This is a genomic window from Klebsiella sp. HMSC16A12, assembly GCF_001808265.1.
GTDB classification, from domain to species: domain Bacteria; phylum Pseudomonadota; class Gammaproteobacteria; order Enterobacterales; family Enterobacteriaceae; genus Klebsiella; species Klebsiella pneumoniae.
In genome coordinates this window covers 174,460-195,866 of record NZ_KV792611.1, presented here as the reverse complement: position 1 = coordinate 195,866, position 21,407 = coordinate 174,460, and the positions used below count along the sequence as shown (strand labels likewise).

The 21,407-nt window shown below is 59.6% G+C and carries 17 protein-coding genes and 2 pseudogenes; 10 read left to right on the top strand and 9 right to left on the bottom strand.

All coding sequences use genetic code 11. The annotated features are described in order from the left end of the window. The first annotated feature begins 221 nt into the window (after positions 1–221). Positions 222–2,489 (top strand): primary-amine oxidase, encoded by a 2,268-nt coding sequence (tynA, locus tag HMPREF3140_RS14160; protein ID WP_004190410.1) that lies wholly within the window; start codon positions 222–224, stop codon positions 2,487–2,489. A 2-nt stretch (positions 2,490–2,491) separates the two neighbouring features. Here the strand turns inward: tynA and HMPREF3140_RS14155 are convergent. From HMPREF3140_RS14155 to HMPREF3140_RS14145, 3 genes and pseudogenes are all read right to left on the bottom strand, one after another. Then, positions 2,492–3,223: pseudogene (locus tag HMPREF3140_RS14155) on the bottom strand (zinc-dependent alcohol dehydrogenase family protein); the annotation flags it as partial. Continuing rightward, a pseudogene (locus HMPREF3140_RS14150) lies at positions 3,211–3,642 on the bottom strand (2-dehydropantoate 2-reductase N-terminal domain-containing protein); the annotation flags it as partial. The pseudogenes HMPREF3140_RS14155 and HMPREF3140_RS14150, both read right to left, overlap by 13 nt. A 124-nt stretch (positions 3,643–3,766) precedes the next feature. Further along, complete coding sequence (locus HMPREF3140_RS14145) at positions 3,767–5,266, bottom strand: aldehyde dehydrogenase family protein (protein ID WP_032411418.1); 1,500 nt, start codon at positions 5,264–5,266, stop codon at positions 3,767–3,769. A 235-nt stretch (positions 5,267–5,501) separates the two neighbouring features. On the opposite strand from HMPREF3140_RS14145, the gene feaR reads away from it, so the two are divergent. Beyond that, on the top strand, positions 5,502–6,404 hold the full coding sequence (gene feaR / locus HMPREF3140_RS14140) for a transcriptional regulator FeaR (protein WP_023302010.1): 903 nt from the start codon (positions 5,502–5,504) through the stop codon (positions 6,402–6,404). Here the strand turns inward: feaR and HMPREF3140_RS14135 are convergent, their stop codons facing one another. From HMPREF3140_RS14135 to HMPREF3140_RS14125, 3 genes are read right to left on the bottom strand one after another with little or no spacing between them, the layout of a single operon-like run. Then, the gene (locus tag HMPREF3140_RS14135; protein ID WP_002902522.1) at positions 6,405–6,728 is read right to left on the bottom strand and encodes a YdbL family probable chaperone protein; all 324 of its coding nucleotides are present in this window, start codon (positions 6,726–6,728) and stop codon (positions 6,405–6,407) included. Positions 6,729–6,735: 7 nt separating this feature from the next. Beyond that, positions 6,736–6,921, bottom strand: a complete 186-nt coding sequence (locus HMPREF3140_RS14130; RefSeq protein WP_004140145.1) for a YnbE family lipoprotein — start codon at positions 6,919–6,921, stop codon at positions 6,736–6,738. Next, positions 6,918–9,557 (bottom strand): YdbH family protein, encoded by a 2,640-nt coding sequence (locus HMPREF3140_RS14125; protein WP_064145593.1) that lies wholly within the window; start codon positions 9,555–9,557, stop codon positions 6,918–6,920. The genes HMPREF3140_RS14130 and HMPREF3140_RS14125 overlap by 4 nt, the downstream gene beginning before the upstream one ends. A 206-nt stretch (positions 9,558–9,763) precedes the next feature. Here HMPREF3140_RS14125 and HMPREF3140_RS14120 point away from each other — a divergent pair, with 206 nt between their 5' ends. From HMPREF3140_RS14120 to hslJ, 3 genes are all read left to right on the top strand, one after another. Beyond that, positions 9,764–10,264 (top strand): DedA family protein, encoded by a 501-nt coding sequence (locus HMPREF3140_RS14120; protein ID WP_002902516.1) that lies wholly within the window; start codon positions 9,764–9,766, stop codon positions 10,262–10,264. 147 nt (positions 10,265–10,411) lie between these two features. Next, a complete protein-coding gene (locus tag HMPREF3140_RS14115; protein ID WP_002902515.1) occupies positions 10,412–11,401 on the top strand; it encodes a 2-hydroxyacid dehydrogenase in 990 nt (329 codons plus the stop codon). A gap of 122 nt (positions 11,402–11,523) precedes the next feature. Continuing rightward, the gene (gene hslJ / locus HMPREF3140_RS14110) at positions 11,524–11,964 is read left to right on the top strand and encodes a heat shock protein HslJ (protein WP_002902513.1); all 441 of its coding nucleotides are present in this window, start codon (positions 11,524–11,526) and stop codon (positions 11,962–11,964) included. Between the two features lie 45 nt (positions 11,965–12,009). Here hslJ and HMPREF3140_RS14105 read toward each other — a convergent pair whose 3' ends face one another. After that, positions 12,010–12,273, bottom strand: a complete 264-nt coding sequence (locus HMPREF3140_RS14105; RefSeq protein ID WP_004140155.1) for a putative hemolysin — start codon at positions 12,271–12,273, stop codon at positions 12,010–12,012. A gap of 362 nt (positions 12,274–12,635) precedes the next feature. Here HMPREF3140_RS14105 and nifJ point away from each other — a divergent pair, with 362 nt between their 5' ends. From nifJ to ttcA, 5 genes are all read left to right on the top strand, one after another. Continuing rightward, entirely contained in the window at positions 12,636–16,163 is a 3,528-nt protein-coding gene (nifJ, locus tag HMPREF3140_RS14100; protein ID WP_070553014.1) for a pyruvate:ferredoxin (flavodoxin) oxidoreductase, read from the top strand. Between the two features lie 356 nt (positions 16,164–16,519). Then, positions 16,520–17,674: a porin OmpK37 gene (ompK37, locus tag HMPREF3140_RS14095; RefSeq protein ID WP_070553013.1), complete on the top strand. Its 1,155-nt coding sequence runs from the start codon at positions 16,520–16,522 to the stop codon at positions 17,672–17,674. A gap of 143 nt (positions 17,675–17,817) precedes the next feature. Beyond that, the gene (locus tag HMPREF3140_RS14090) at positions 17,818–18,030 is read left to right on the top strand and encodes a KTSC domain-containing protein (RefSeq protein ID WP_002902432.1); all 213 of its coding nucleotides are present in this window, start codon (positions 17,818–17,820) and stop codon (positions 18,028–18,030) included. Between the two features lie 81 nt (positions 18,031–18,111). After that, positions 18,112–18,546, top strand: coding sequence for a universal stress protein UspF (uspF, locus tag HMPREF3140_RS14085; RefSeq protein WP_004140161.1), 435 nt, complete (start codon positions 18,112–18,114; stop codon positions 18,544–18,546). 233 nt (positions 18,547–18,779) lie between these two features. Then, complete coding sequence (gene ttcA / locus HMPREF3140_RS14080) at positions 18,780–19,715, top strand: tRNA 2-thiocytidine(32) synthetase TtcA (protein ID WP_002902422.1); 936 nt, start codon at positions 18,780–18,782, stop codon at positions 19,713–19,715. A gap of 45 nt (positions 19,716–19,760) precedes the next feature. Here ttcA and dbpA read toward each other — a convergent pair whose 3' ends face one another. Both dbpA and HMPREF3140_RS29555 read right to left on the bottom strand, forming a co-directional pair. After that, positions 19,761–21,134 carry an ATP-dependent RNA helicase DbpA gene (dbpA, locus tag HMPREF3140_RS14075; RefSeq protein WP_021313168.1) on the bottom strand — a complete coding sequence of 458 codons (1,374 nt, stop codon included), beginning with the start codon at positions 21,132–21,134 and terminating at the stop codon, positions 19,761–19,763. Positions 21,135–21,148: 14 nt separating this feature from the next. Further along, positions 21,149–21,325, bottom strand: a complete 177-nt coding sequence (locus HMPREF3140_RS29555; RefSeq protein WP_303632692.1) for a proline-rich small protein YnaL — start codon at positions 21,323–21,325, stop codon at positions 21,149–21,151. Positions 21,326–21,407 lie beyond the last annotated feature (82 nt).

Below are 21,407 nucleotides of genomic sequence, written 5' to 3'. Positions count from 1 at the left end.
CGGACCGTAGGCCGGGTAAGGCGTCAGCCGCCACCCGGCAAAAAAATCAGCGCACGTACTCAATGCCTCTGCGGAGGCATTTTTTACGCCCGTCTGGCAAAACTGACAAACAAGCTGGCAAAAGCAAACAAACGCCCCGGCGCCGCTGGCTGGTAGCTTAAGGATGACAAAGCCGACATTCGCAGCGGCAAGAGACAACACAACAATAAGATGAGGTCACAATGGCAAACGGCTTGAAATTTTCTCCTCGTAAAACCGCGCTGGCGCTGGCCGTGGCGGTGGTTTGCGCCTGGCAATCACCGGTCTTCGCTCACGGTAGCGAAGCCCACATGGTACCGCTGGATAAAACGCTGCAGGAATTCGGCGCCGATGTGCAGTGGGATGACTACGCGCAAATGTTCACCCTGATAAAAGACGGCGCTTACGTCAAAGTAAAGCCCGGCGCCAAAACGGCGATCGTCAACGGTAAATCCCTTGACCTACCGGTGCCTGTGGTAATGAAGGAAGGTAAAGCCTGGGTTTCCGATACCTTTATCAACGATGTCTTCCAGTCCGGTCTCGATCAGACCTTCCAGGTGGAAAAGCGCCCGCACCCGTTAAACTCGCTCTCGGCGGCGGAAATCAGTGAAGCAGTGACCATTGTCAAAGCCGCGCCGGAGTTTCAGCCGAATACCCGCTTTACTGAGATTTCCTTACACGAGCCGGACAAGGCGGCGGTATGGGCCTTTGCCCTGCAGGGAACGCCGGTCGATGCTCCCCGCACTGCCGATGTGGTGATGCTCGATGGCAAACACGTCATTGAAGCCGTGGTCGATCTGCAAAACAAAAAAATCCTCTCCTGGACGCCGATCAAAGGCGCCCACGGGATGGTGCTGCTCGATGATTTTGTCAGCGTGCAGAACATCATCAATGCCAGCAGCGAATTCGCTGAGGTGCTGAAAAAGCACGGTATTACCGATCCTGGCAAAGTGGTCACCACCCCGCTCACCGTTGGCTTTTTTGATGGCAAAGATGGCCTGCAGCAGGATGCGCGTCTGCTGAAGGTGGTCAGTTATCTGGATACCGGCGACGGCAACTACTGGGCGCACCCGATTGAAAACCTGGTGGCGGTGGTCGACCTTGAAGCGAAGAAAATCATCAAAATCGAAGAAGGTCCGGTGATCCCGGTCCCAATGGAGCCCCGTCCGTATGATGGTCGCGACCGCAACGCCCCGGCGGTGAAACCGCTGGAGATAACCGAACCGGAAGGCAAAAACTACACCATTACCGGCGATACCATTCACTGGCAGAACTGGGATTTTCATCTGCGCCTGAACTCGCGCGTCGGGCCAATCCTCTCAACGGTGACTTACAACGATAACGGCACAAAACGCCAGGTGATGTATGAAGGTTCCCTGGGCGGGATGATCGTCCCCTACGGCGACCCGGACGTCGGCTGGTATTTCAAAGCCTATCTGGACTCCGGCGATTACGGCATGGGCACCCTGACCTCGCCGATTGTACGCGGTAAAGATGCGCCGTCAAATGCGGTACTGCTGGACGAAACTATCGCCGATTACACCGGCAAACCAACCACTATTCCAGGTGCGGTGGCCATATTCGAACGCTATGCCGGGCCTGAGTATAAGCACCTGGAAATGGGCAAACCCAACGTCAGCACCGAACGCCGGGAACTGGTGGTACGCTGGATCAGCACCGTCGGCAACTACGACTATATCTTTGACTGGGTGTTCCACGACAACGGCACCATCGGTATCGATGCCGGCGCCACCGGGATTGAAGCGGTGAAAGGCGTGCTGGCGAAGACCATGCATGATCCCAGCGCCAAAGAGGATACCCGCTACGGAACGCTGATCGACCATAATATTGTCGGCACCACTCACCAGCACATCTATAACTTCCGCCTCGACCTCGATGTGGACGGCGAGAACAACACCCTGGTGGCGATGGATCCTGAAGTGAAGCCAAACACCGCCGGCGGCCCGCGCACCAGCACCATGCAGGTGAATCAGTACACAATCGATAGCGAGCAGAAAGCGGCGCAGAAATTCGACCCTGGCACCATTCGCCTGCTGAGCAACACCAGCAAAGAGAACCGCATGGGCAACCCGGTCTCATACCAGATTATCCCTTACGCCGGCGGCACGCACCCGGCGGCGACCGGTGCCAAATTCGCCCCGGACGAGTGGATATATCATCGCCTGAGCTTTATGGATAAACAGCTGTGGGTGACGCGCTACCACCCGACAGAGCGATATCCGGAAGGGAAATACCCGAACCGTTCCGCCCACGATACCGGCCTGGGCCAGTACGCGAAGGATGATGAGTCGCTGACTAACCACGATGACGTCGTGTGGATCACCACCGGCACCACCCACGTGGCGCGCGCCGAAGAGTGGCCGATCATGCCGACCGAGTGGGCGCACGCGCTGCTCAAGCCGTGGAACTTCTTTGACGAAACCCCTACTCTGGGCGAAAAGAAAAAGTAATCTTAACCAGCGGTGAAATCCAGCAGGATCTTACCGCCTCTTCCCGGCTGGCCGGCGGCGGCAATCGCCGCCCGCCAGTCGTTCAACGCTATACGCTGGGCCGGCGGCTGGGAGGTCGTCGGCAGGCGCTGCCAGATTTCGTCGAACGCTGCCCGCCACGCCGCCACGCTGAGTGTCGGCAGCGCCTCCCGCAGATGAAACTTGCGCACCGTCGCGCTACCGCGCGTCTGGGTCAGCGGCCGCCCGGATAACAGCCCATAGGAGATCAGGGTCGACGACCCGGGCAGCACCGACAGCAGCGTATTCGCCAGTTCGCCGCCCACCGCGTCAAACACCAGATCGCTGTGCTGGCTGACCTTCTCCATCAGCGCCCGGTCGGTATCGAGGATCGGATAGATCCCGGCCTGTTCCAGGCGCGCCCGATGCTGCGGCGAGCGAATAATCCCGCTCACCGAGCGGGCGCCCATCGCCAGCGCCCACTGTCCCAGCAGACTGGCGCAGGAGGACGATGCCGCGGTCAGCACGAGGTGTTTTCCGGCAACCGGCCAGCGCTTGAGCATCAGCATAGCCGTCAGCGGATTGATATACCCGCGGGCGGCCAGCAGATCGTCAACTGCCGGCGGCACCGGCACCAGCCAGGTCTCATCCAGATCGATAAACCGCTGCCAGGTGCCGCCTCCGCGCAGGGGTAGCACCCGCTGGCCCACGCACAGCCGGCTGCCGTATGGCGCGGCGTGGCGCGCAACCAGACAGAGGCATCGGCATCGCGCTGCGCCGGGAACCAGACCACCGACGGCAGCACCGTCGCGCCGCCGGTCAAGGGGGCAAACTGCTGGCGCTGCTCAACGCCGTTTTGCAGCACGCACACCACGGTGTCAGGGGAACACAGGGCCGTCAGCCAGGGGGCGATGGCCTCCGTCTGGGTGGTTTTCACCGCGACAAAGACCAGGTCGAAGGGGGCGGCTATCGCCATCGGGTCGGTGTGCACCGGGCCGGGCACCACGATCTCACCCTCGTCAGTGCGCAGCACCAGCGCCGAATGGGCGGTACGCCCGCAGACCATCGGCGCCCTCCCCCTCTCAAACAGGGCGGCGGCAATCGTGGTGCCGATGGCGCCGGGACCAATTAGCGCAACCTTAGGAAATGCTGTCATGCCGAAGACCTCCTGATGATTCACCGCCCAGATTAGGCAAAGATTGCCCTCCACAGTAGCGAGAAAGACCGGAAGTCGGCAAGGGGCGCGTCGGGAAAAGCCTTTCGCCTTCCCCGACGGAGGGCTAGTAGCGCACGCAGACGGATTTGGTTTCGCACCAGCCGTCGAGCCAGTCAGGGCCGAAATCGCGGCCGGTTCCAGACTGCTTCATGCCGCCGAAAGGCAGGTTGGCGTCAATCAGGGTATGGCTGTTGACCCATACCGTTCCCGCCTGCAGACGGTCGGTGTAGTTCAGGGCCTGGGTCAGATCGCGGGTCCAGACGCTGGCGGTCAGACCAAAATCGCTGTCGTTGGCCAGGCGCAGCGCCTCCTCGCCATCGGCCACTCGCACCAGGTTCACCACCGGGCCAAAAACCTCCTCACGGCTGAGACGCAGTCCGGCGTCGGGGTTTACCACCAGCGTTGGCGGAATATAGTACCCTCCCGCGTCTGGTCCGGCGCTGCCGCTGATAAGCTCTGCCTTCTGCTGGCGAGCCTCTTCGAGGTAGGCCGCCACCTTGTCGCAGTGGGCCCGGGAGACCACCGGGTTGATCTGCGCCGTCTCCTGCATCCCCGGCCCCACCTGCAGCGATTTCACCGCCTGCTCGAAGCCGCTGACCAGGGTGTCAAACAGCGGCGCTTCGATGTAGATCCGCGAGCTGGCGGCGCAGACCTGCCCCTGATTGAGGAAGCTTCCGGTCATCAGCCCCTCAATAACCCACTGGGGGTCGGCGTCTTTGAGCACAATCGCCGGATTCTTGCCACCCAGCTCCAGCGTCACGCGGGTCAGGCGGTCGGCAGCCACGCGGGCAATCTGTTTCCCGGTCGCCGTCGAGCCGGTAAAGCTAACCTTCGCCACCTGCGGATGGGCGGTCAGCGCCGCGCCGCAGCCGGCGCCGCTGCCGGTGACCACGTTGAACACCCCGTCAGGAATGCCCGCCTGGGTCGCCAGCTCCGCCACCCGCAGCAGGGTCAGCGGGGTGGTTTCCGAGGGTTTAATGACGATCGAACAGCCCGCCGCCAGGGCCGGCATGACCTTCCACATGCCGATCATCAGCGGGAAATTCCACGGGACAATGCCCGCCACCACCCCGACCGGCTCTTTTTTGGTCCACGCCTGGTAACGCGCCCCTTGCGGGAACGGGATCGAAACGTCCAGCGTCCGGCCGCTGATCTTGGTGGTCAGCCCCGCGGTGTAGCGCATCCAGTTCAGGGTGCAGCCGACCTCAAAGGCGCGGGAGATGGCAATGGATTTCCCCTGCTCGAGGGTTTCCAGTTGCGCCAGCTCCTCGCCGTGCTGCTCCACCAGATCGGCAAAACGCAGCAGGATGCGTTCACGGTCAGCCGGGGTGCGCCCGGCCCAGCGGCGATCGACAAAAGCGCGCCAGGCGGACATCACCGCCCGGTCGACATCCGCCGGGCTGGCGTCGGCGGTGGTGGCAATCGCCTGCCCGGTGGCCGGATCCCAGACGGTTAACCGGTTATCGCTCTGCGCGGCGCAGGGGGCGCCGTCGATGTACAGGCCATGCTGACGGTCTAAAAACTGCTGGACGCTGGCAAGCAGCGCTATCTGTGAGGTGGACATACCCTTTCCTTATTCTTCGCGGATAGTGCTTTCAGTCTATGTCTGGTTGGCGGTTGGCGCTTTTTTCTCTGTGACATTCGTTTGCGCCGCTGTGACAGTCGCCGCAATTCCGTCGTCTGCCCTCGCAGAAATGTGCCGCGGGTAATAGTTCTTTCATATACCCGCCATCGCGCCCTTGCCTGAGGCGACACAAATGCAACAATGCAGAAACATTATTATTACAGGAGAAGGGCGAATGATGACCACGGCAGAGGGGGGGCTGGCGTACCAGCGCTGGCTGGCGACGATCAATCAGGTCTGCGGCCATTTCGCCGCCCGGCCGCTGGAGGGGCGCTTCCACGGCGAGATTGACACCCGCTACGCCGGTAACCTCAAGGTCAGCACGGTCACCGCCGCCGGCGTTAATCTCTACCGCACACACAATGAGATAAAACGCGATAACGACGCCTGGTTCTATACCGTGTTTCAGCTCGCCGGCGAAGCCATCATCGAACAGGACGATCGCCAGGTGACGCTGGCGGCAGGCGATATCACGTTAATCGACGCCGCCCGCCCCTGCTCGATTGTCTGGCAGCAGACCTCGCGTCAGGCCTCGCTGCTGCTGCCGCGCCAGCGGGTGGCGCCCACAGGGGACATCACTACCGCCTGCCGGCTGGACAAATCTCTGCCAATGGTCCAGCTCAGCCAGCGACTGCTGCTGGAAAGCATGGGCGGCACGACGCTCTCCGCCAGCGAGAGCGAAGCCGCGCTGGAGGCGATCGCCTGCCTGTTGCGCCCGGTGCTGCATCAGCGCGATCCTGCCCCTTCCCGGCGGGAAAAGCAGTTTCAGAAGATTATTGCGTTAATCGATGCGTCCATTCAGTCGGAGCATCTGCGTCCGGAGTGGCTGGCCAGCGAGACGGGCATGTCGGTACGCAGCCTGTACCGGCTGTTTGCCGACCAGGGGCTGGTGGTGGCGCAGTATATTAAGAACCGGCGGTTGGATCTGTGTGCCCAGGCGTTACAGAATGTCCATGACGATGAAAAGCTGGCGGGGATCGGCTACCGCTGGGGCTTCAGCGACCACAGCCATTTCTCCACCGCCTTTAAGCAGCGCTTTGGCGTCACCCCGGGGGAATACCGCAAGCGCTGTCGCTAATTATTTGCGCAGCCACTGGCCGTTCAATCCCTGGACGTACTCCCCGGGCTGCGCGCGGGCCACCAGCTTCTGCCCAGCCATTTTCGCCACTTCATCCACCGGCAGATTGTTGTCATCCGCCAGCTGCTGGTAGCTTTCGCTGCGCGCGGCGTTAATCTGCTTTACCAGCGCCAGCGTCTCTTTATCCTGACGCAGCGGCGCGAGATAGCCGTTCAGCGTCTCCCCCACTCGTCCCTGCTGGCGCGCTTCGCTCAGGGTCAACGCCAGCGCGGGCGCGCTGAGTAAAGCCAGCGTCAGCGCCGCGGTTAACAGTCGTTTTCTCATCGTCGCCTCAGAACAAATCGCTGCGGGATTTGAGCAGGTTTTCCACATCCTTATCGACCTTGATATGGATCTCATGCTCAATTTTGACATTCATATTGATGGTGATGGGCTCTTTCGACGCCGCGATTTCGATGCGCGGCGTACAGCCGGCGAGCAGCATCGACGCCACCATGGCCAGTAACAGCTTCTTCATTTAGGTTCCTTACATGTCTTACCGTCCGTACAGCGCCGTACGGGCAGCGTAGCATTCTGCTCGAGCCACGCCTGTAAATTGTCGCCGAAGCGCAAACTGCGCCACAGGTCGAAAATATTCTCTTCATGAGCGTAGTTTAAATGCACGGTACTGCTTTTCCCTTCCACCCGGCTGGTGCCGTTGATGCTGGCCTTAAGCGTCAACACGCCCAGATTATCGAGGTTAATCTGCGTCCACGAGCGGGAGATTTCCATATAGCGCAGCCAGTTAATCGCCGCCCCGGCGGAGACGTTATCCGCCACCAGCGCATCGGCGGTGTCTTTATCCAGCCGCAGGGTCATCGGTCCGTCATTGCGCAGCCAGCCGTCGTGGATGATCCATTGATTATTCTCCAGCCACAGCGGCAGCGCGCCGCTCACCGCGCCGGACATGGCGAACTGTTTCACCTTGACGGCGCTGGTCAGTTCGCTGCTGGAGATATGCTGCAGGCGGATCAACGCCGGGTCGCGCTGCGGCATACGCAGCTGCAGCAGCGTCAGTTTCCCGCCTAACAGATCGACGCTGACGTCGCTGAGCTGCAGCGGATTGGCCTCGCTCCACGGCCAGGTGCCCTGCAGGTCCGCCGTCAGATTACGCGCGGTGACCTGGTTGACGATTTCGCCAATGCGCAGGGAGACCGGGCGGCGGATGCCCAGCTGCCAGTGACCGTCGCTGAAGCGGAACGGCAGGACGAAATCGACGCCGTTGATCTGGTTATCCGGCATCCAGGCGCTGCCGCCCTTCAGGACGCCATGGCCGCCCGCCTCAAATCCCTGCCCGGCTGCCGCCGAGAAGGCCACCTGCGCGTAGAGACTGCCTTCGCGCAGGTTCATCTTCCAGTCCGGCGGCACCAGCGGCTGGAACACCGTTAGCGACTGTTTTGGCCACCACGCCTGGCCGCGCAGCCGTTCGCCATCCCAGCGCCCGGACAGACGCACCGGACCGATAGCCTCGGCATGCAGGGCGCCGGTGAACTGGAACCACGTCGGGTCCCGACCGTCGAGAGCGAATTTCAGCGTTGAGGCCGGGAGATAGCTGCCGCCGGAGAAGGTGGTTTTGGCGGCGTCCAGCGACAGCGCGCCGGTTAACCGCGGATGCTCAGCATCGCGCAGCCAGCGGATCGGCTGCTCGAGGGTCAGACGCGGGGTGCTGACCCGCATTGTGCCGTACTCAAGCTTATCGAAGCCGGTGGAAAGGCTGCTCAGGGTAATAGCATTGTCGCGCCACTCCCCGCTGCCCTTCACATCCCAGCGCGCCTGCATCGGGGTAAAATGTCCCTCGCCCCAGTAGCGCCACTGCCAGCGGCCGCTGTCGGGCAGAAAATCGCTCGCCTGACCGTCCAGATGCAGCGTAAAGTCGCCCATCTGCTGCTCATGGGCGCGAAGGATCGCCTGCAGGCGGCCATCGACGCCCTGCTGAGTGACCTTAACCCCGGCCAACGGCCAGCGGATTTCGTCAATATTCAGCGCGTCGATCACCCGCCCGCGCGAGCGCAGCAACGCACCGGGGTGAAAAGCCAGCTGCGGGCTGATCAGCGGCCCGCTGAGCTGAGCCGGCAGCGCCGCGTATAGTATCATCTCCCCCAGCTTGGCCTCACCGGTGAGCCGCAGCGGCAGATCGCTGTTATCCATGTTCAGCTTGCCCGGACCAATATTCAGTACCGCATTGCCCTTCCCGGCATGCCCCTCGGTGAGAACATTCAGGCGACCGCTGACGATCATCTGTTCGGTGCCCTGCTGCCAGTTACCCACCGACAGCGCCACCCGCCCGCGCAGCGGATACGCCTCGTAACGGGTGCGCCAACGGCCGTCGCTGATGGTGATCCGCTCCGGGGTGATCTCCCACGGCAGGTCCAGAATAGGCTCTACCTCACCCCGCGGGGTGACCAGCAGCTGGCCGCGATTGTGCTGCCACTCGAGCTCAGCATCGATCCATTCCGCAGTCTGCGGGAATTCGAAGGTGCCCTGCATCTGGCCGTCGACCGGCAGACCATCCGGCACCAGCGGCAGATGGAAGGTCCCCACCAGCTTCACCGGCGGCTGATCGTCAGTCAGCCGGGCGCTGAACTGGCTGACGGTGAGCGCCTGGCCGCGCAGGCGCGCCTGCAGACTCAGTTCCTTCCCGGCAAAGCCGATATCCTGCTGCGCAGGCGTTAATGACATTACCAGCCGCCCCTGCCATTTCTCCCACGGCGACAGCCGCAGATTGTCAATGGTTAACCAGCTATAGGGCAACATCGATTGCCATTCGGCAAGCGTGCGCGGTGAACCGGGAGAGGGATCGCTGGCCGGCAGTTTGCTCAGGCAGGCGCTGTTGATCTCCAGCTGGCCAATATGCAGCCGCCAGCGGCTGGGACGCGAGAGACGGGCATCGGTCACCCGGGCGATTTCACAGTCGCCCACCAGATAACGCAGATCGGGGATCAGCAGGGCCGACCGCGTCAGGCGCGGGCTCTCCTGCAAAGAGATACGCGTGCCCACGGGCAGCCAGATGCCCGCCAGCGTCGGCACCCAGTGGGTTAGCGTCAACAGCAGGGTTAGCGGCAATAACACCAGAACTAACACCAGCGCGATGGCGGCTTTATATTTACCCTTCATGGGCAGTTAATATCCTGATTCAACATAAGTAAAAGCCGAAAGGCGTCCATTGTGACACGTTCGACCAGTGAGTGAAAGTTTACGGCCTGTTAAAGCATAGTTGCCAGCCGGACTCGCGGCGCGACGTTCGGCCATTATCATTTAACTGTTGTTTAAGTCGCCCCTGCCACACTCCAGCCAGACGGGAATAGCTTGCGGGAGAGGCGGTGTCGTTAATTATCTCGCTCATAGAGAGCGCACAGGACCACTATCCATGGGTATTGCTGATTGTTTTTCTGCTTACCTTCACTAAATCCTGCGCATTGGTCTCGCTGGCAATCCCCGGCACCTCCGGCCTGCTGCTGCTGGGGACATTCGCTTCCGCCAGCCTCGGACATTTCCTGTTAATGTGGTCCAGCGCCAGCCTCGGCGCCATCGGCGGATTCTGGCTATCGTGGCGGCTGGGCATTCGCTACCGTCATCGCCTCACCCATCTACGCTGGCTGACCGCCGAGCGTCTGGCCCGCAGCCGCCTCTTCTTTCAGCGCTATGGCCCGTGGGCTATCTTTTTCAGCCGCTTTCTCTCTCCCCTGAGGGCTACGCTGCCCTTCGTTAGCGGCGCCAGCAGTCTGCCGCTGTGGTCGTTTCAGCTGGCTAACGTCAGCTCCGGTCTGCTGTGGCCGCTTCTGCTGCTCGCCCCCGGCGCTTTCAGCCTCAGTTTGTGGTGAAAAAACTTTGTCTTTCAAAGAGATTCCGCAAGTCCGCGATATGCTCTAGAATTAGGATTAGCACCCTCTCATTAAACTATTTTTTAATAATTGTACGATTATTTTAAATATGCTACCGTGACGGTATAATCACTGGAGAAAAGTCTTATGAAAATCGCGGTTTATAGTACGAAGCAGTACGATAAAAAGTACCTGCAGCACGTTAATGATGCATACGGCTTTGAACTGGAATTCTTCGATTTCCTGCTGACAGCGAAGACTGCCAAAACCGCCAACGGTTGCGAAGCGGTATGTATCTTCGTCAATGACGACGGCAGCCGCCCGGTGCTGGAAGAGCTGAAGGCCCACGGGGTGAAATATATCGCCCTGCGCTGCGCCGGGTTTAACAACGTCGACCTTGAGGCGGCAAAGGAGCTTGGCCTGCGCGTCGTGCGCGTTCCAGCTTACTCTCCGGAAGCGGTCGCTGAGCATGCGATCGGCATGATGATGTCGCTCAACCGCCGCATCCACCGCGCTTACCAGCGTACCCGCGATGCCAATTTCTCCCTCGAAGGCCTCACCGGCTTCACCATGTACGGCAAAACCGCCGGGGTGATCGGCACCGGGAAAATTGGCGTAGCGATGTTGCGGATCCTTAAAGGCTTCGGCATGCGCCTGCTGGCGTTCGACCCGTACCCAAGCGCCGCCGCGCTGGAGCTGGGTGTGGAATATGTTGACCTCGCCACGCTGTACAAGGAATCGGACGTGATCTCCCTGCACTGTCCGCTGACCGACGAAAACTACCACCTTCTCAATCGCGAAGCCTTCGATCAGATGAAAGACGGGGTGATGGTGATCAACACCAGCCGCGGCGCCCTGATCGACTCCCAGGCGGCCATCGACGCCCTGAAGCACCAAAAAATTGGCGCGCTGGGGCTGGACGTTTATGAGAACGAACGCGATCTGTTCTTTGAAGACAAATCCAACGACGTGATCCAGGACGATGTCTTCCGCCGCCTCTCCGCCTGCCATAACGTGCTGTTTACCGGCCATCAGGCGTTCCTCACCGCCGAGGCGCTGATCAGCATTTCGGAGACCACTCTGGGTAACCTGCAGCAGGTCGCCAACGGCGAAACCTGTCCAAACGCCATCGTCTGACGCCTTTCCCTTTTGTGCTCCTCTCCCGGGGGGAGCACATTCAGATAATCCCCACAGATCCCTGCTGCGATACCGTTACACTGGCTTGGTTTTATTAGTTATGTGAATGTTTTGGAGTGAAAATGAACAAATTTGCGGCGCTTCTGGCGGCAGGTATGCTGCTGTCCGGCTGTGTCTATAACAGTAAGGTGTCCACCGGTGCGGAACAGCTGCAGCATCATCGCTTCGTGCTGACCAGCGTCAACGGCCAGGCGGTCAACGCCAGCGACCGGCCGCTGGAGCTGAGCTTCGGTGAGAAGATGGCTATTACGGGCAAGATGTATGTATCCGGCAATATGTGCAACGGCTTTAGCGGGGAAGGTAAAGTGTCGGACGGCGAGCTGAAGGTCAAATCGCTGGCGATGACCCGGATGCTGTGCCACGACGCCCAGCTCAATACCCTGGATGCGACGATCGACAAGATGCTGCGCGAGGGTGCGCAGGTCGATCTGACGGAAAACCAGTTGACGCTGGCGACCGCCGACCAGACGCTGGTCTATAAGCTCGCCGACCTGATGCACTAGCCGGCGTTGAGGTGCCGCTGACGCTGCCCCGCGACGGGGCCGCTGTTAGTAGCCGCAGCTGCCGCCCGCCAGCGCCTGCTCGCTGCAGCGTTTGCCGTTCGGCAGCGCGCACATGCCAATCGCCGAACCATCGAGCTGACGAGCCACCGATAACGAGCCGCCTATCATGGCGCAGTTGGCCTGACCGGCGTCGCTCATCGCCGCCCGCATTCCCGGCGTGACGTGCGCCGCCGTGGCCTGCTGAACGGGTTCACTACTGCACGCGGACAGCAACAGCGCCGCACATCCTACTAACATCGCAGCTCGCATTCTCTCTCCCCTCGGAAACATCTTAAAAAAGCAAACCCCAGAATAATAGGCAGCGTGGCGGGCGGCGTCGAGAGGGGAAGTACGTATTTATGCGCCTCATTAACATTTTCTAGCAAATTTTCGCCAAAAGCTTGATCTGCCTCGGCCATGTCGCCCGGCGCAGGTGGTTCCTCTCCCGGCAGGCAGCCATTTTCTCCGCGAACCACGCAAAATATTGATCTGGTCACGGGTACCCGGCGCATTGAGGACACAAATGCAAAAATGGCGGGGTCAGCGGTTTGCTAAACTACCCCTTATATAATTACAGGGCGCGTCGCGGTTTCACGCGTCCATTCTTTTGCGCAATGTAAGGGTGTCTTCATATGATTACGATTGATGGTAATGGCGCGGTCGCTTCCGTCGCGTTTCGCACCAGTGAAGTTATCGCCATCTACCCGATCACGCCCAGTTCAACGATGGCGGAACAGGCTGACGCCTGGGCCGGCAATGGGCTGAAAAACGTCTGGGGCGATGTTCCCCGCGTGGTCGAAATGCAGTCGGAGGCGGGCGCCATTGGCGCCGTACATGGCGCGCTGCAGACCGGCGCCCTCTCCACCTCCTTTACCTCATCGCAGGGCCTGCTGCTGATGATCCCCACGCTGTACAAACTGGCCGGCCAGCTGATGCCGTTTGTGCTGCACGTCGCCGCCCGCACTGTCGCTACCCATGCGTTGTCGATCTTCGGCGACCATTCCGATGTCATGGCCGTCCGCCAGACCGGGTGCGCCATGCTGTGCGCCAGCAGCGTCCAGGAAGCGCAGGATTTCGCGCTGATCTCGCATATCGCCACCCTGCAAAGCCGGGTGCCGTTTATTCATTTCTTTGATGGTTTCCGTACTTCGCACGAAATCAACAAAATCGCCCCGCTGGCGGATGACACTATTCGCGCCCTGCTGCCGCAGGATAAGATCGCTGAGCATCGCCAGCGCGCGCTCAACCCGGAACACCCGGTGATCCGCGGAACCTCGGCCAACCCCGACACTTACTTCCAGTCCCGGGAAGCTACCAATCCGTGGTACGACGCGGTGTATGACCATGTCGAGAAAGCGATGGACGACTTCGCTGCCGCCACCGGCCGTCAGTACAAACCGTTTGAGTTTTACGGCCACCCGCAGGCAGAGCGCGTGATCGTCATTATGGGCTCGGCCATCGGCACCTGCGAAGAGGTGGTCGATGAGTTGCTGAGTCGCGGCGAGAAAGTCGGCGTGCTAAAAGTCCGCCTCTATCGCCCGTTCTCCGCCGCCCACCTGCTGGCGGCACTGCCGGAGAGCGCCCGCGCGGTTGCCGTACTGGATCGCACCAAAGAACCCGGCGCGCTTGCCGAACCGCTTTACCTCGACGTGATGACCGCCCTGGCGGAAGCCTTTAACCGCGGCGAGCGCGAGACGCTACCGCGCACTATCGGCGGCCGCTACGGTCTCTCCTCCAAGGAGTTTGGTCCGGAATGCGTGCTGGCGATATTCAGTGAACTGCAGGCCGCCCAGCCGAAGCCGCGCTTTACCGTCGGGATCTATGATGACGTGACCAACCTGTCGCTGCCGTTGGGCGAAAATACCCTGCCGGCAGAGGCCAAGCTCGAGGCCCTGTTCTACGGCCTCGGCAGCGACGGCAGCGTGTCAGCCACCAAAAACAACATCAAAATCATCGGCAACTCGACCCCATGGTTCTCCCAGGGCTATTTTGTCTATGACTCGAAGAAAGCGGGCGGCCTCACCGTCTCGCATCTGCGGGTCAGCGAAAAACCGATTCGTTCATCGTATCTGATTTCGCAGGCTGATTTCGTCGGCTGCCACCAGCTGCAGTTTATCGATAAATACCAGATGGTCGAGCGGCTGAAGCCCGGCGGCATTTTCCTGCTCAACACGCCGTACAGCGCCGATGAGGTCTGGTCCCGCCTGCCCCAGGAAGTCCAGGCCACACTGAATCAGAAAAAAGCGCGTTTTTACGTGGTCAACGCGGCAAAGATCGCCCGCGAATGCAGCCTCGGGGCGCGCATTAATACCGTGATGCAGATGGCCTTTTTCCATTTAACCCAGATCCTGCCGGGTGATAGCGCGCTGGCGGAACTGCAGGCAGCCATCGCCAAAAGCTACAGCAGTAAAGGTCAGGAGCTGGTGGAGCGCAACTGGCAGGCGCTGGCCCTGGCCCGTGAATCACTGGCGGAAGTACCGCTCCAGCCGGTGAACGCCAGCAGTCCGAACCGCCCGCCGGTGGTCTCCGACGCCGCGCCGGATTTCGTCAAAACGGTCACCGCCGCGATGCTGGCCGGACTCGGCGATGCGCTGCCGGTCTCTGCCCTGCCGCCGGACGGCACCTGGCCCATGGGGACCACCCGCTGGGAGAAACGCAACATCGCCGAAGAGATCCCCATCTGGAAGGAAGCGCTGTGTACTCAGTGCAACCACTGCGTCGCCGCCTGCCCGCACTCGGCGATCCGCGCCAAAGTGGTCGCCCCGGAAGAGATGGAGAACGCCCCTGCCAGCCTGCATTCGCTGGATGTGAAATCCCGCGATATGCGCGGGCAGAAATACGTTCTGCAGGTCGCCCCGGAAGACTGCACCGGCTGCAACCTGTGCGTCGAAGTGTGCCCGGCAAAAGACCGCCAGAACCCGGAGATCAAGGCCATCAATATGATGTCCCGCCTGGAGCATGTGGAAGAGGAGAAGGTCAATTACGAGTACTTCCTCAACCTGCCGGAAATCGACCGCAGCAAACTGGAGCGCATTGATATTCGCACCTCGCAGCTGATTAGCCCGCTGTTTGAATACTCCGGCGCCTGCTCGGGCTGTGGCGAAACGCCGTATATCAAACTGCTGACCCAGCTCTACGGCGACCGAATGCTGATTGCCAACGCCACCGGCTGCTCCTCCATTTACGGCGGCAACCTGCCCTCGACACCGTACACTACCGACGCCAACGGCCGCGGCCCGGCGTGGGCCAACTCGCTGTTTGAGGATAACGCCGAATTCGGGCTCGGCTTCCGCTTGACCGTCGACCAGCATCGCCAGCGCGTGATGCGCCTGCTGAGCGAATTCGCCGACAAACTGCCGGTAGAGCTGAACGCGGCGCTGCACGCCGAGGCGACGCCGGAAGTTCGCCGCGAACAGGTGGCGGCCCTGCGTCAGGCGCTGGCCGGCGTGGCGGGAGCTGAAGAGCTGCTGACCGATGCCGACGCACTGGTGGAGAAATCCGTCTGGCTGATCGGCGGCGACGGCTGGGCTTACGATATCGGCTTCGGCGGCCTGGACCATGTACTGAGCCTGACGGAAAACGTCAATATTCTGGTGCTGGACACCCAGTGTTACTCCAACACCGGCGGGCAGGCGTCAAAAGCCACCCCGCTGGGAGCAGTGACTAAGTTTGGCGAGCATGGCAAACGCAAGGCGCGTAAAGATCTGGGCGTCAGCATGATGATGTACGGTCATGTTTATGTGGCGCAAATTTCGCTGGGCGCGCAGCTGAACCAGACGGTAAAAGCGATTCAGGAAGCGGAAGCCTATCCGGGGCCATCGCTGATCATCGCCTATAGCCCTTGCGAAGAGCATGGCTACGATCTGGCGCTCAGCCACGACCAGATGCGTCAGCTGACCGCCACCGGCTTCTGGCCGCTCTACCGCTTCGACCCGCGTCGGGCAGATGAAGGCAAGATCCCGCTGGCGCTAGATTCCCGTCCGCCATCAGACGCGCTGGCCGAGACGCTGCTTAATGAGCAACGTTTCCGCCGCCTGAACCCCCAGCAGCCTGAAGTGGCGGAGCAGCTATGGAAAGACGCCGCCGCCGATCTGCAGAAGCGCTATGACTTCCTCGCCCAGCTGGCTGGCAAAGCGGAGAAATCGCCAAGCGAAGGTTAACCGCCCCGTCACCTTTGTCCATAAAAAAAGCCCGAACACAACGTTCGGGCTTGTCGTTTTACCGATAAACAACATCATTCCGCAGAATGAGACGGCAACAATAAATTATTGGCATGACAATAAAGGCATATAACGCGCAAATAATACGTGATTAGCCCGGGCATGTATAATTTTTATTTTGTATATTATCTATAAATGCATTCAGCATAATTATCACCATTTCATTGGTATTATTTATTTTAGATTTTACTTATATCGTAACAATTGAGTCTTACCGGATCTCAGACCGCTCCTTTAGCATGAGTTCACTTCCCACCCGGAAGTTAAAACATAAAAACAGTTAAAGGAATTTCTTCATGAAAAGAAAAGTACTGGCCCTCGTTATTCCGGCTTTATTAGCCGCCGGTGCCGCGCATGCGGCGGAAATTTATAATAAAGACGGGAATAAATTAGATCTCTATGGCAAGGTAGATGGTCTGCATTATTTCTCCAGCGACTCGAAAAAAGACGGCGATCAGACTTATTTACGTTTTGGCTTTAAAGGCGAAACCCAGATCAACGATATGCTTACCGGCTATGGCCAGTGGGAATATAACGTTCAGGCCAACAACACCGAGACCTCCAGCGATCAGGCGTGGACCCGTCTGGCATTCGCCGGTATCAAAGTGGGCGATTACGGCTCCTTCGACTACGGTCGTAACTACGGCGTGCTGTACGACGTTGAAGGCTGGACCGATATGCTGCCGGAGTTCGGCGGCGACTCCTACACCTATGCGGATAACTTTATGGCAGGCCGCGCCAACGGCGTCGCAACCTACCGCAACAGCGATTTCTTCGGTCTGGTGGAGGGTCTGAACTTCGCCCTGCAGTATCAGGGTAAAAACGAAGGCCAGAACGCGCAGGATATCAACGTCGGCACCAATAACCGCAGCAGCGACAGCGATGTTCGCTTCGACAATGGCGATGGTTTCGGCCTCTCCACTTCCTACGACTTCGGCATGGGCATCAGCGCGGCGGCAGCTTACACCTCGTCTGACAGTACAGGCGACCAGCAACACTATACTCACACCGAACGATACGCCAAAGGCGACAAAGCGGACGCCTGGACCGCCGGCCTGAAGTACGACGCCAACGATATTTACCTGGCGACCATGTACTCTGAAACCCGCAATATGACGCCATACGGCTCTACCAGCAGTACCAACGGTGGCGGTATCGCCAATAAAACGCAAAACTTCGAAGTCACCGCGCAGTACCAGTTCGACTTCGGCCTGCGTCCGGCCATCTCCTACCTGCAGTCCAAAGGCAAAGATCTGTACAATAACGGCCGCTATGCCGATAAAGATCTGGTCAAATATATGGACGTTGGCGCGACCTATTACTTCAACCGTAATATGTCCACCTATGTTGATTACAAAATCAACCTGCTGGATGGTAACGACAAATTCTACGAAGACAACGGTATCTCTACCGATAACATCGTCGCCCTGGGCCTGGTTTACCAGTTCTGATGCGCCTGCCCGCCGGTTCCGGCGGGCTTTCCCCCTCCCGCCTCGCTGCAGATAAAACAAAACGCTATATCTCGCGGGCTAAAATAGCCGTCCGTTTAATGATATAGTCATGGCCAGTCAGTGCTTGCCCGAGGACGTCCATCATGCACCACCATCCGGTAAAATCTTCCCGAATTATCTCCGTCGCCTACGATGACGCCTCCGCCACACTGGAAATCTATTTCTATCACCAGCCGCCATTACAATATACCGGGGTCCCACCGCGTATTTTTCATGATTTTTTACAGGTGGTGTCAAAAGGCCGGTATTATGACGGGGTGATCAAAGGAAAATTTCCCGAACGCAAGCTACGTTAATGTCAAAGTGTGACTGCGGTCATGATACAAAACGTGCCCTAATACCGTACAATATGAAGGGATACTTAAACAGGAGGTTTTATGAGCAGAATGATTCTTGTCCCTATCGATATCTCTGATAAAGAATTTACTGAACGCATTATCAGTCACGTTGAATCGGAAGCGCGGATTGACGACGCCGAGGTGCATTTCCTCACCGTGATCCCTTCTCTGCCCTATTATGCCTCACTGGGAATGGCCTATACCGCTGAGCTTCCCGGCATGGATGAGCTGCGTGAGGGTTCTGAAACGCAATTGAAAGAGATCGCGAAGCAGTTCTCCATCCCGGAAGACCGGATGCATTTTCACGTCGCGGAAGGATCGCCAAAAGATAAAATCCTTGCGCTGGCCAAGTCGCTGCCAGCCGACCTGGTGATCATCGCTTCGCACCGACCGGATATCACAACTTATCTGCTGGGCTCCAACGCCGCCGCGGTGGTTCGTCACGCCGAGTGCTCGGTACTGGTGGTCCGCTAACGCCGCAGCCCGCCGCCCGGCGGGCTTTTTATTTCCGCATCAGCCGCCCCCGCCTGGCTGCTCGCTGCCGAAAGTGCCGGAAAGATGCTGACATTCCGCCCCTGAATCCGTACCATACACGCCACGGTTGCCTGTCAAACCTCAATAATTGCTACGCGCCAGCGCCACGTTGTTCAGCGGCTGGCAGAATGCGTGCTCTTCTGATGCCACACTATGAATTGAGCCACTATTACATGCTGCAAAACCAAGAAATCAGTAAAAAAGAAAAGTACAACATCGATAAGCTGCAGAAACGTCTGCGCCGCAACGTCGGTGAGGCGATTGCCGACTTCAATATGATTGAAGAGGGCGACCGCATTATGGTTTGTCTTTCAGGCGGCAAGGACAGCTATACCATGCTGGAGATTCTGCGCAATCTGCAGAAAAGCGCGCCCATCTCCTTCTCGCTGGTGGCGGTGAACCTCGATCAGAAGCAGCCAGGGTTCCCGGAGCATATTCTGCCGGCGTATCTGGAGCAGCTGGGGGTTGAATACAAGATTGTCGAAGAGAACACCTACGGCATCGTCAAAGAGAAGATCCCGGAAGGAAAAACCACCTGCTCGCTGTGCTCTCGCCTGCGTCGCGGCATCCTCTATCGTACCGCCACCGAGCTCGGGGCGACCAAGATCGCCCTCGGCCATCATCGCGACGATATCCTGCAGACGCTGTTTTTGAATATGTTCTACGGCGGCAAAATGAAAGGGATGCCGCCGAAGCTGATGAGCGACGACGGCAAACACATCGTCATCCGCCCGCTGGCCTACTGCCGCGAAAAGGACATCGAGCGCTTCTCCCAGGCCAAAGGCTTCCCGATTATTCCGTGCAACCTATGCGGTTCGCAGCCAAACCTGCAGCGCCAGGTGATCGCCGATATGCTCCGCGACTGGGATAAGCGTTATCCTGGGCGCATTGAAACCATGTTCAGCGCGATGCAGAACGTGGTGCCTTCGCACCTGAGCGACGTCAATCTGTTTGATTTTAAAGGTATCACCCACGGCTCAGAGGTGGTGGATGGTGGCGATCTGGCGTTTGACAGGGAAGATATTCCCCTGCAGCCCGCCGGCTGGCAGCCGGAAGAAGAAGACGCCCGTCTCGATGAGCTGCGTCTGAACGTGGTGGAAGTGAAATAACCCTCACGCGTCTCAGGCAGCCGCCTGAGACGCACTCTCCTGCCCTTACTTCAGCAGTCGTACGCGGCAGGATTTACCTTTGATCTTGCCATTTTGTAACTGCTTATACGCCTTCTGCGCCATATTCTGGCGGATCGCCACATAGACGTGGGCCGGGTGGACGGTAATTTTGCCGATATCGGCACCATCAAAGCCCATATCCCCGGTCAGGGCTCCCAGCACATCTCCCGGGCGCATTTTCGCCTTTTTCCCGCCGTCGATACACAGCGTCGCCATCTCCGCCGTCAGCGGCGCGATGGTGTTGCCCGTCGGCGCCGGCAGCCAGTTCAGGGAAAGCTGCAGCATGTCGGCCAGAATAGTGGCGCGCTGCGCCTCTTCCGGCGCACAGAAGCTGATGGCCAGCCCTTGTTCACCGGCGCGGGCGGTACGGCCGATGCGGTGAACATGCACCTCCGGATCCCAGGCCAGCTCGAAATTCACCACCAGCGCCAGGGATTTGATGTCCAGACCGCGGGCAGCGACGTCGGTCGCCACCAGAACCCGGACGCTGCCGTTAGCGAAGCGCACCAGCGTCTGATCGCGATCGCGCTGCTCAAGGTCACCATGCAGCGACAAGGCGCTCTGCCCGGCGGCGTTGAGCGCATCGCAGACCGCCTGGCAATCGCGTTTGGTATTGCAGAACACCACGCAGGATGCGGGCTGATGCTGGCTGAGCAGGCGCTGCAGCAGGGCAATCTTACCGTGGCGGGAAATTTCAAAGAACTGCTGCTCAATCGCCGGGAGCGCATCGACAGTGTCGATCTCAATGGTCTGCGGATTGCGCTGCACCCGGCCGCTGATCGCCGCGATTGCCGCCGGCCAGGTAGCAGAAAACAGCAGCGTCTGCCGGTCAGCCGGTGCGAAGCGGATCACCTCATCAATGGCATCGCTAAAGCCCATATCGAGCATGCGGTCCGCTTCGTCCATCACCAGGGTCTGCAGCGCGTCAAGGGAGACCGTTCCCTTCTGCAGATGATCGAGCAGACGGCCCGGGGTGGCGACGATAATATGCGGGGCATGCTGCAGGGAATCTCGCTGGGCGCCAAAGGGCTGCCCGCCGCAGAGCATCAGAATCTTGATGTTCGGCAGGCAGCGCGCCAGGCGGCGCAGCTCGCCGGCGACCTGATCGGCCAGCTCGCGGGTCGGGCATAACACCAGCGACTGGGTCTCGAAGCGCGCCGGATCGATATGCTGCAGCAGACCCAGCCCAAATGCGGCCGTTTTTCCGCTGCCGGTTTTTGCCTGCACGCGCACATCTTTCCCCGCGAGGATCGCCGGCAGGGCGGCGGCCTGAACCGGGGTCATCGACAGATAACCCAGCTCGTTAAGGTTGGCTAATTGGGCGGCAGGTAAAACAGTCAGGGTAGAAAAAGCGGTCACAATGTATTCTCGTATTAAAAGGCAGACAATCTGCAGGCGCGTATCCTCGCAGATCTCCGCGCCTGATGCGACAATTTAATCGGCTCTTCGTCAGGCGGCGGATCGGGCTGGGGCTGCGGACGCGGTCGTGGGTCGGGTAAAGGAGCCGGATCGTTCGGCTCGGGCGAGATAGGGATAGACTGGGCTGTCAGCTCTGAAGCGTAATACATAGAGGCCTCCCGGAGAGTGATACGGGCGTACCCGCAGGCGTCAACGGCCAGAAACCGTCGGGTG

Bases quoted from the DNA above. Each gene is read 5' to 3' on its own strand.
- ttcA (WP_002902422.1), top strand. From the start codon at position 18,780: ATGCTGCAAAACCAAGAAATCAGTAAAAAAGAAAAGTACAACATCGAT.
- feaR (WP_023302010.1), top strand. From the start codon at position 5,502: ATGATGACCACGGCAGAGGGGGGGCTGGCGTACCAGCGCTGGCTGGCG.
- HMPREF3140_RS14105 (WP_004140155.1), bottom strand. From the start codon at position 12,273: ATGCGAGCTGCGATGTTAGTAGGATGTGCGGCGCTGTTGCTGTCCGCG.
- hslJ (WP_002902513.1), top strand. From the start codon at position 11,524: ATGAACAAATTTGCGGCGCTTCTGGCGGCAGGTATGCTGCTGTCCGGC.
- nifJ (WP_070553014.1), top strand. From the start codon at position 12,636: ATGATTACGATTGATGGTAATGGCGCGGTCGCTTCCGTCGCGTTTCGC.
- ompK37 (WP_070553013.1), top strand. From the start codon at position 16,520: ATGAAAAGAAAAGTACTGGCCCTCGTTATTCCGGCTTTATTAGCCGCC.
- HMPREF3140_RS14115 (WP_002902515.1), top strand. From the start codon at position 10,412: ATGAAAATCGCGGTTTATAGTACGAAGCAGTACGATAAAAAGTACCTG.
- HMPREF3140_RS14125 (WP_064145593.1), bottom strand. From the start codon at position 9,557: ATGAAGGGTAAATATAAAGCCGCCATCGCGCTGGTGTTAGTTCTGGTG.
- HMPREF3140_RS14090 (WP_002902432.1), top strand. From the start codon at position 17,818: ATGCACCACCATCCGGTAAAATCTTCCCGAATTATCTCCGTCGCCTAC.
- tynA (WP_004190410.1), top strand. From the start codon at position 222: ATGGCAAACGGCTTGAAATTTTCTCCTCGTAAAACCGCGCTGGCGCTG.
- uspF (WP_004140161.1), top strand. From the start codon at position 18,112: ATGAGCAGAATGATTCTTGTCCCTATCGATATCTCTGATAAAGAATTT.
- HMPREF3140_RS14145 (WP_032411418.1), bottom strand. From the start codon at position 5,266: ATGTCCACCTCACAGATAGCGCTGCTTGCCAGCGTCCAGCAGTTTTTA.
- HMPREF3140_RS14130 (WP_004140145.1), bottom strand. From the start codon at position 6,921: ATGAAGAAGCTGTTACTGGCCATGGTGGCGTCGATGCTGCTCGCCGGC.
- HMPREF3140_RS14135 (WP_002902522.1), bottom strand. From the start codon at position 6,728: ATGAGAAAACGACTGTTAACCGCGGCGCTGACGCTGGCTTTACTCAGC.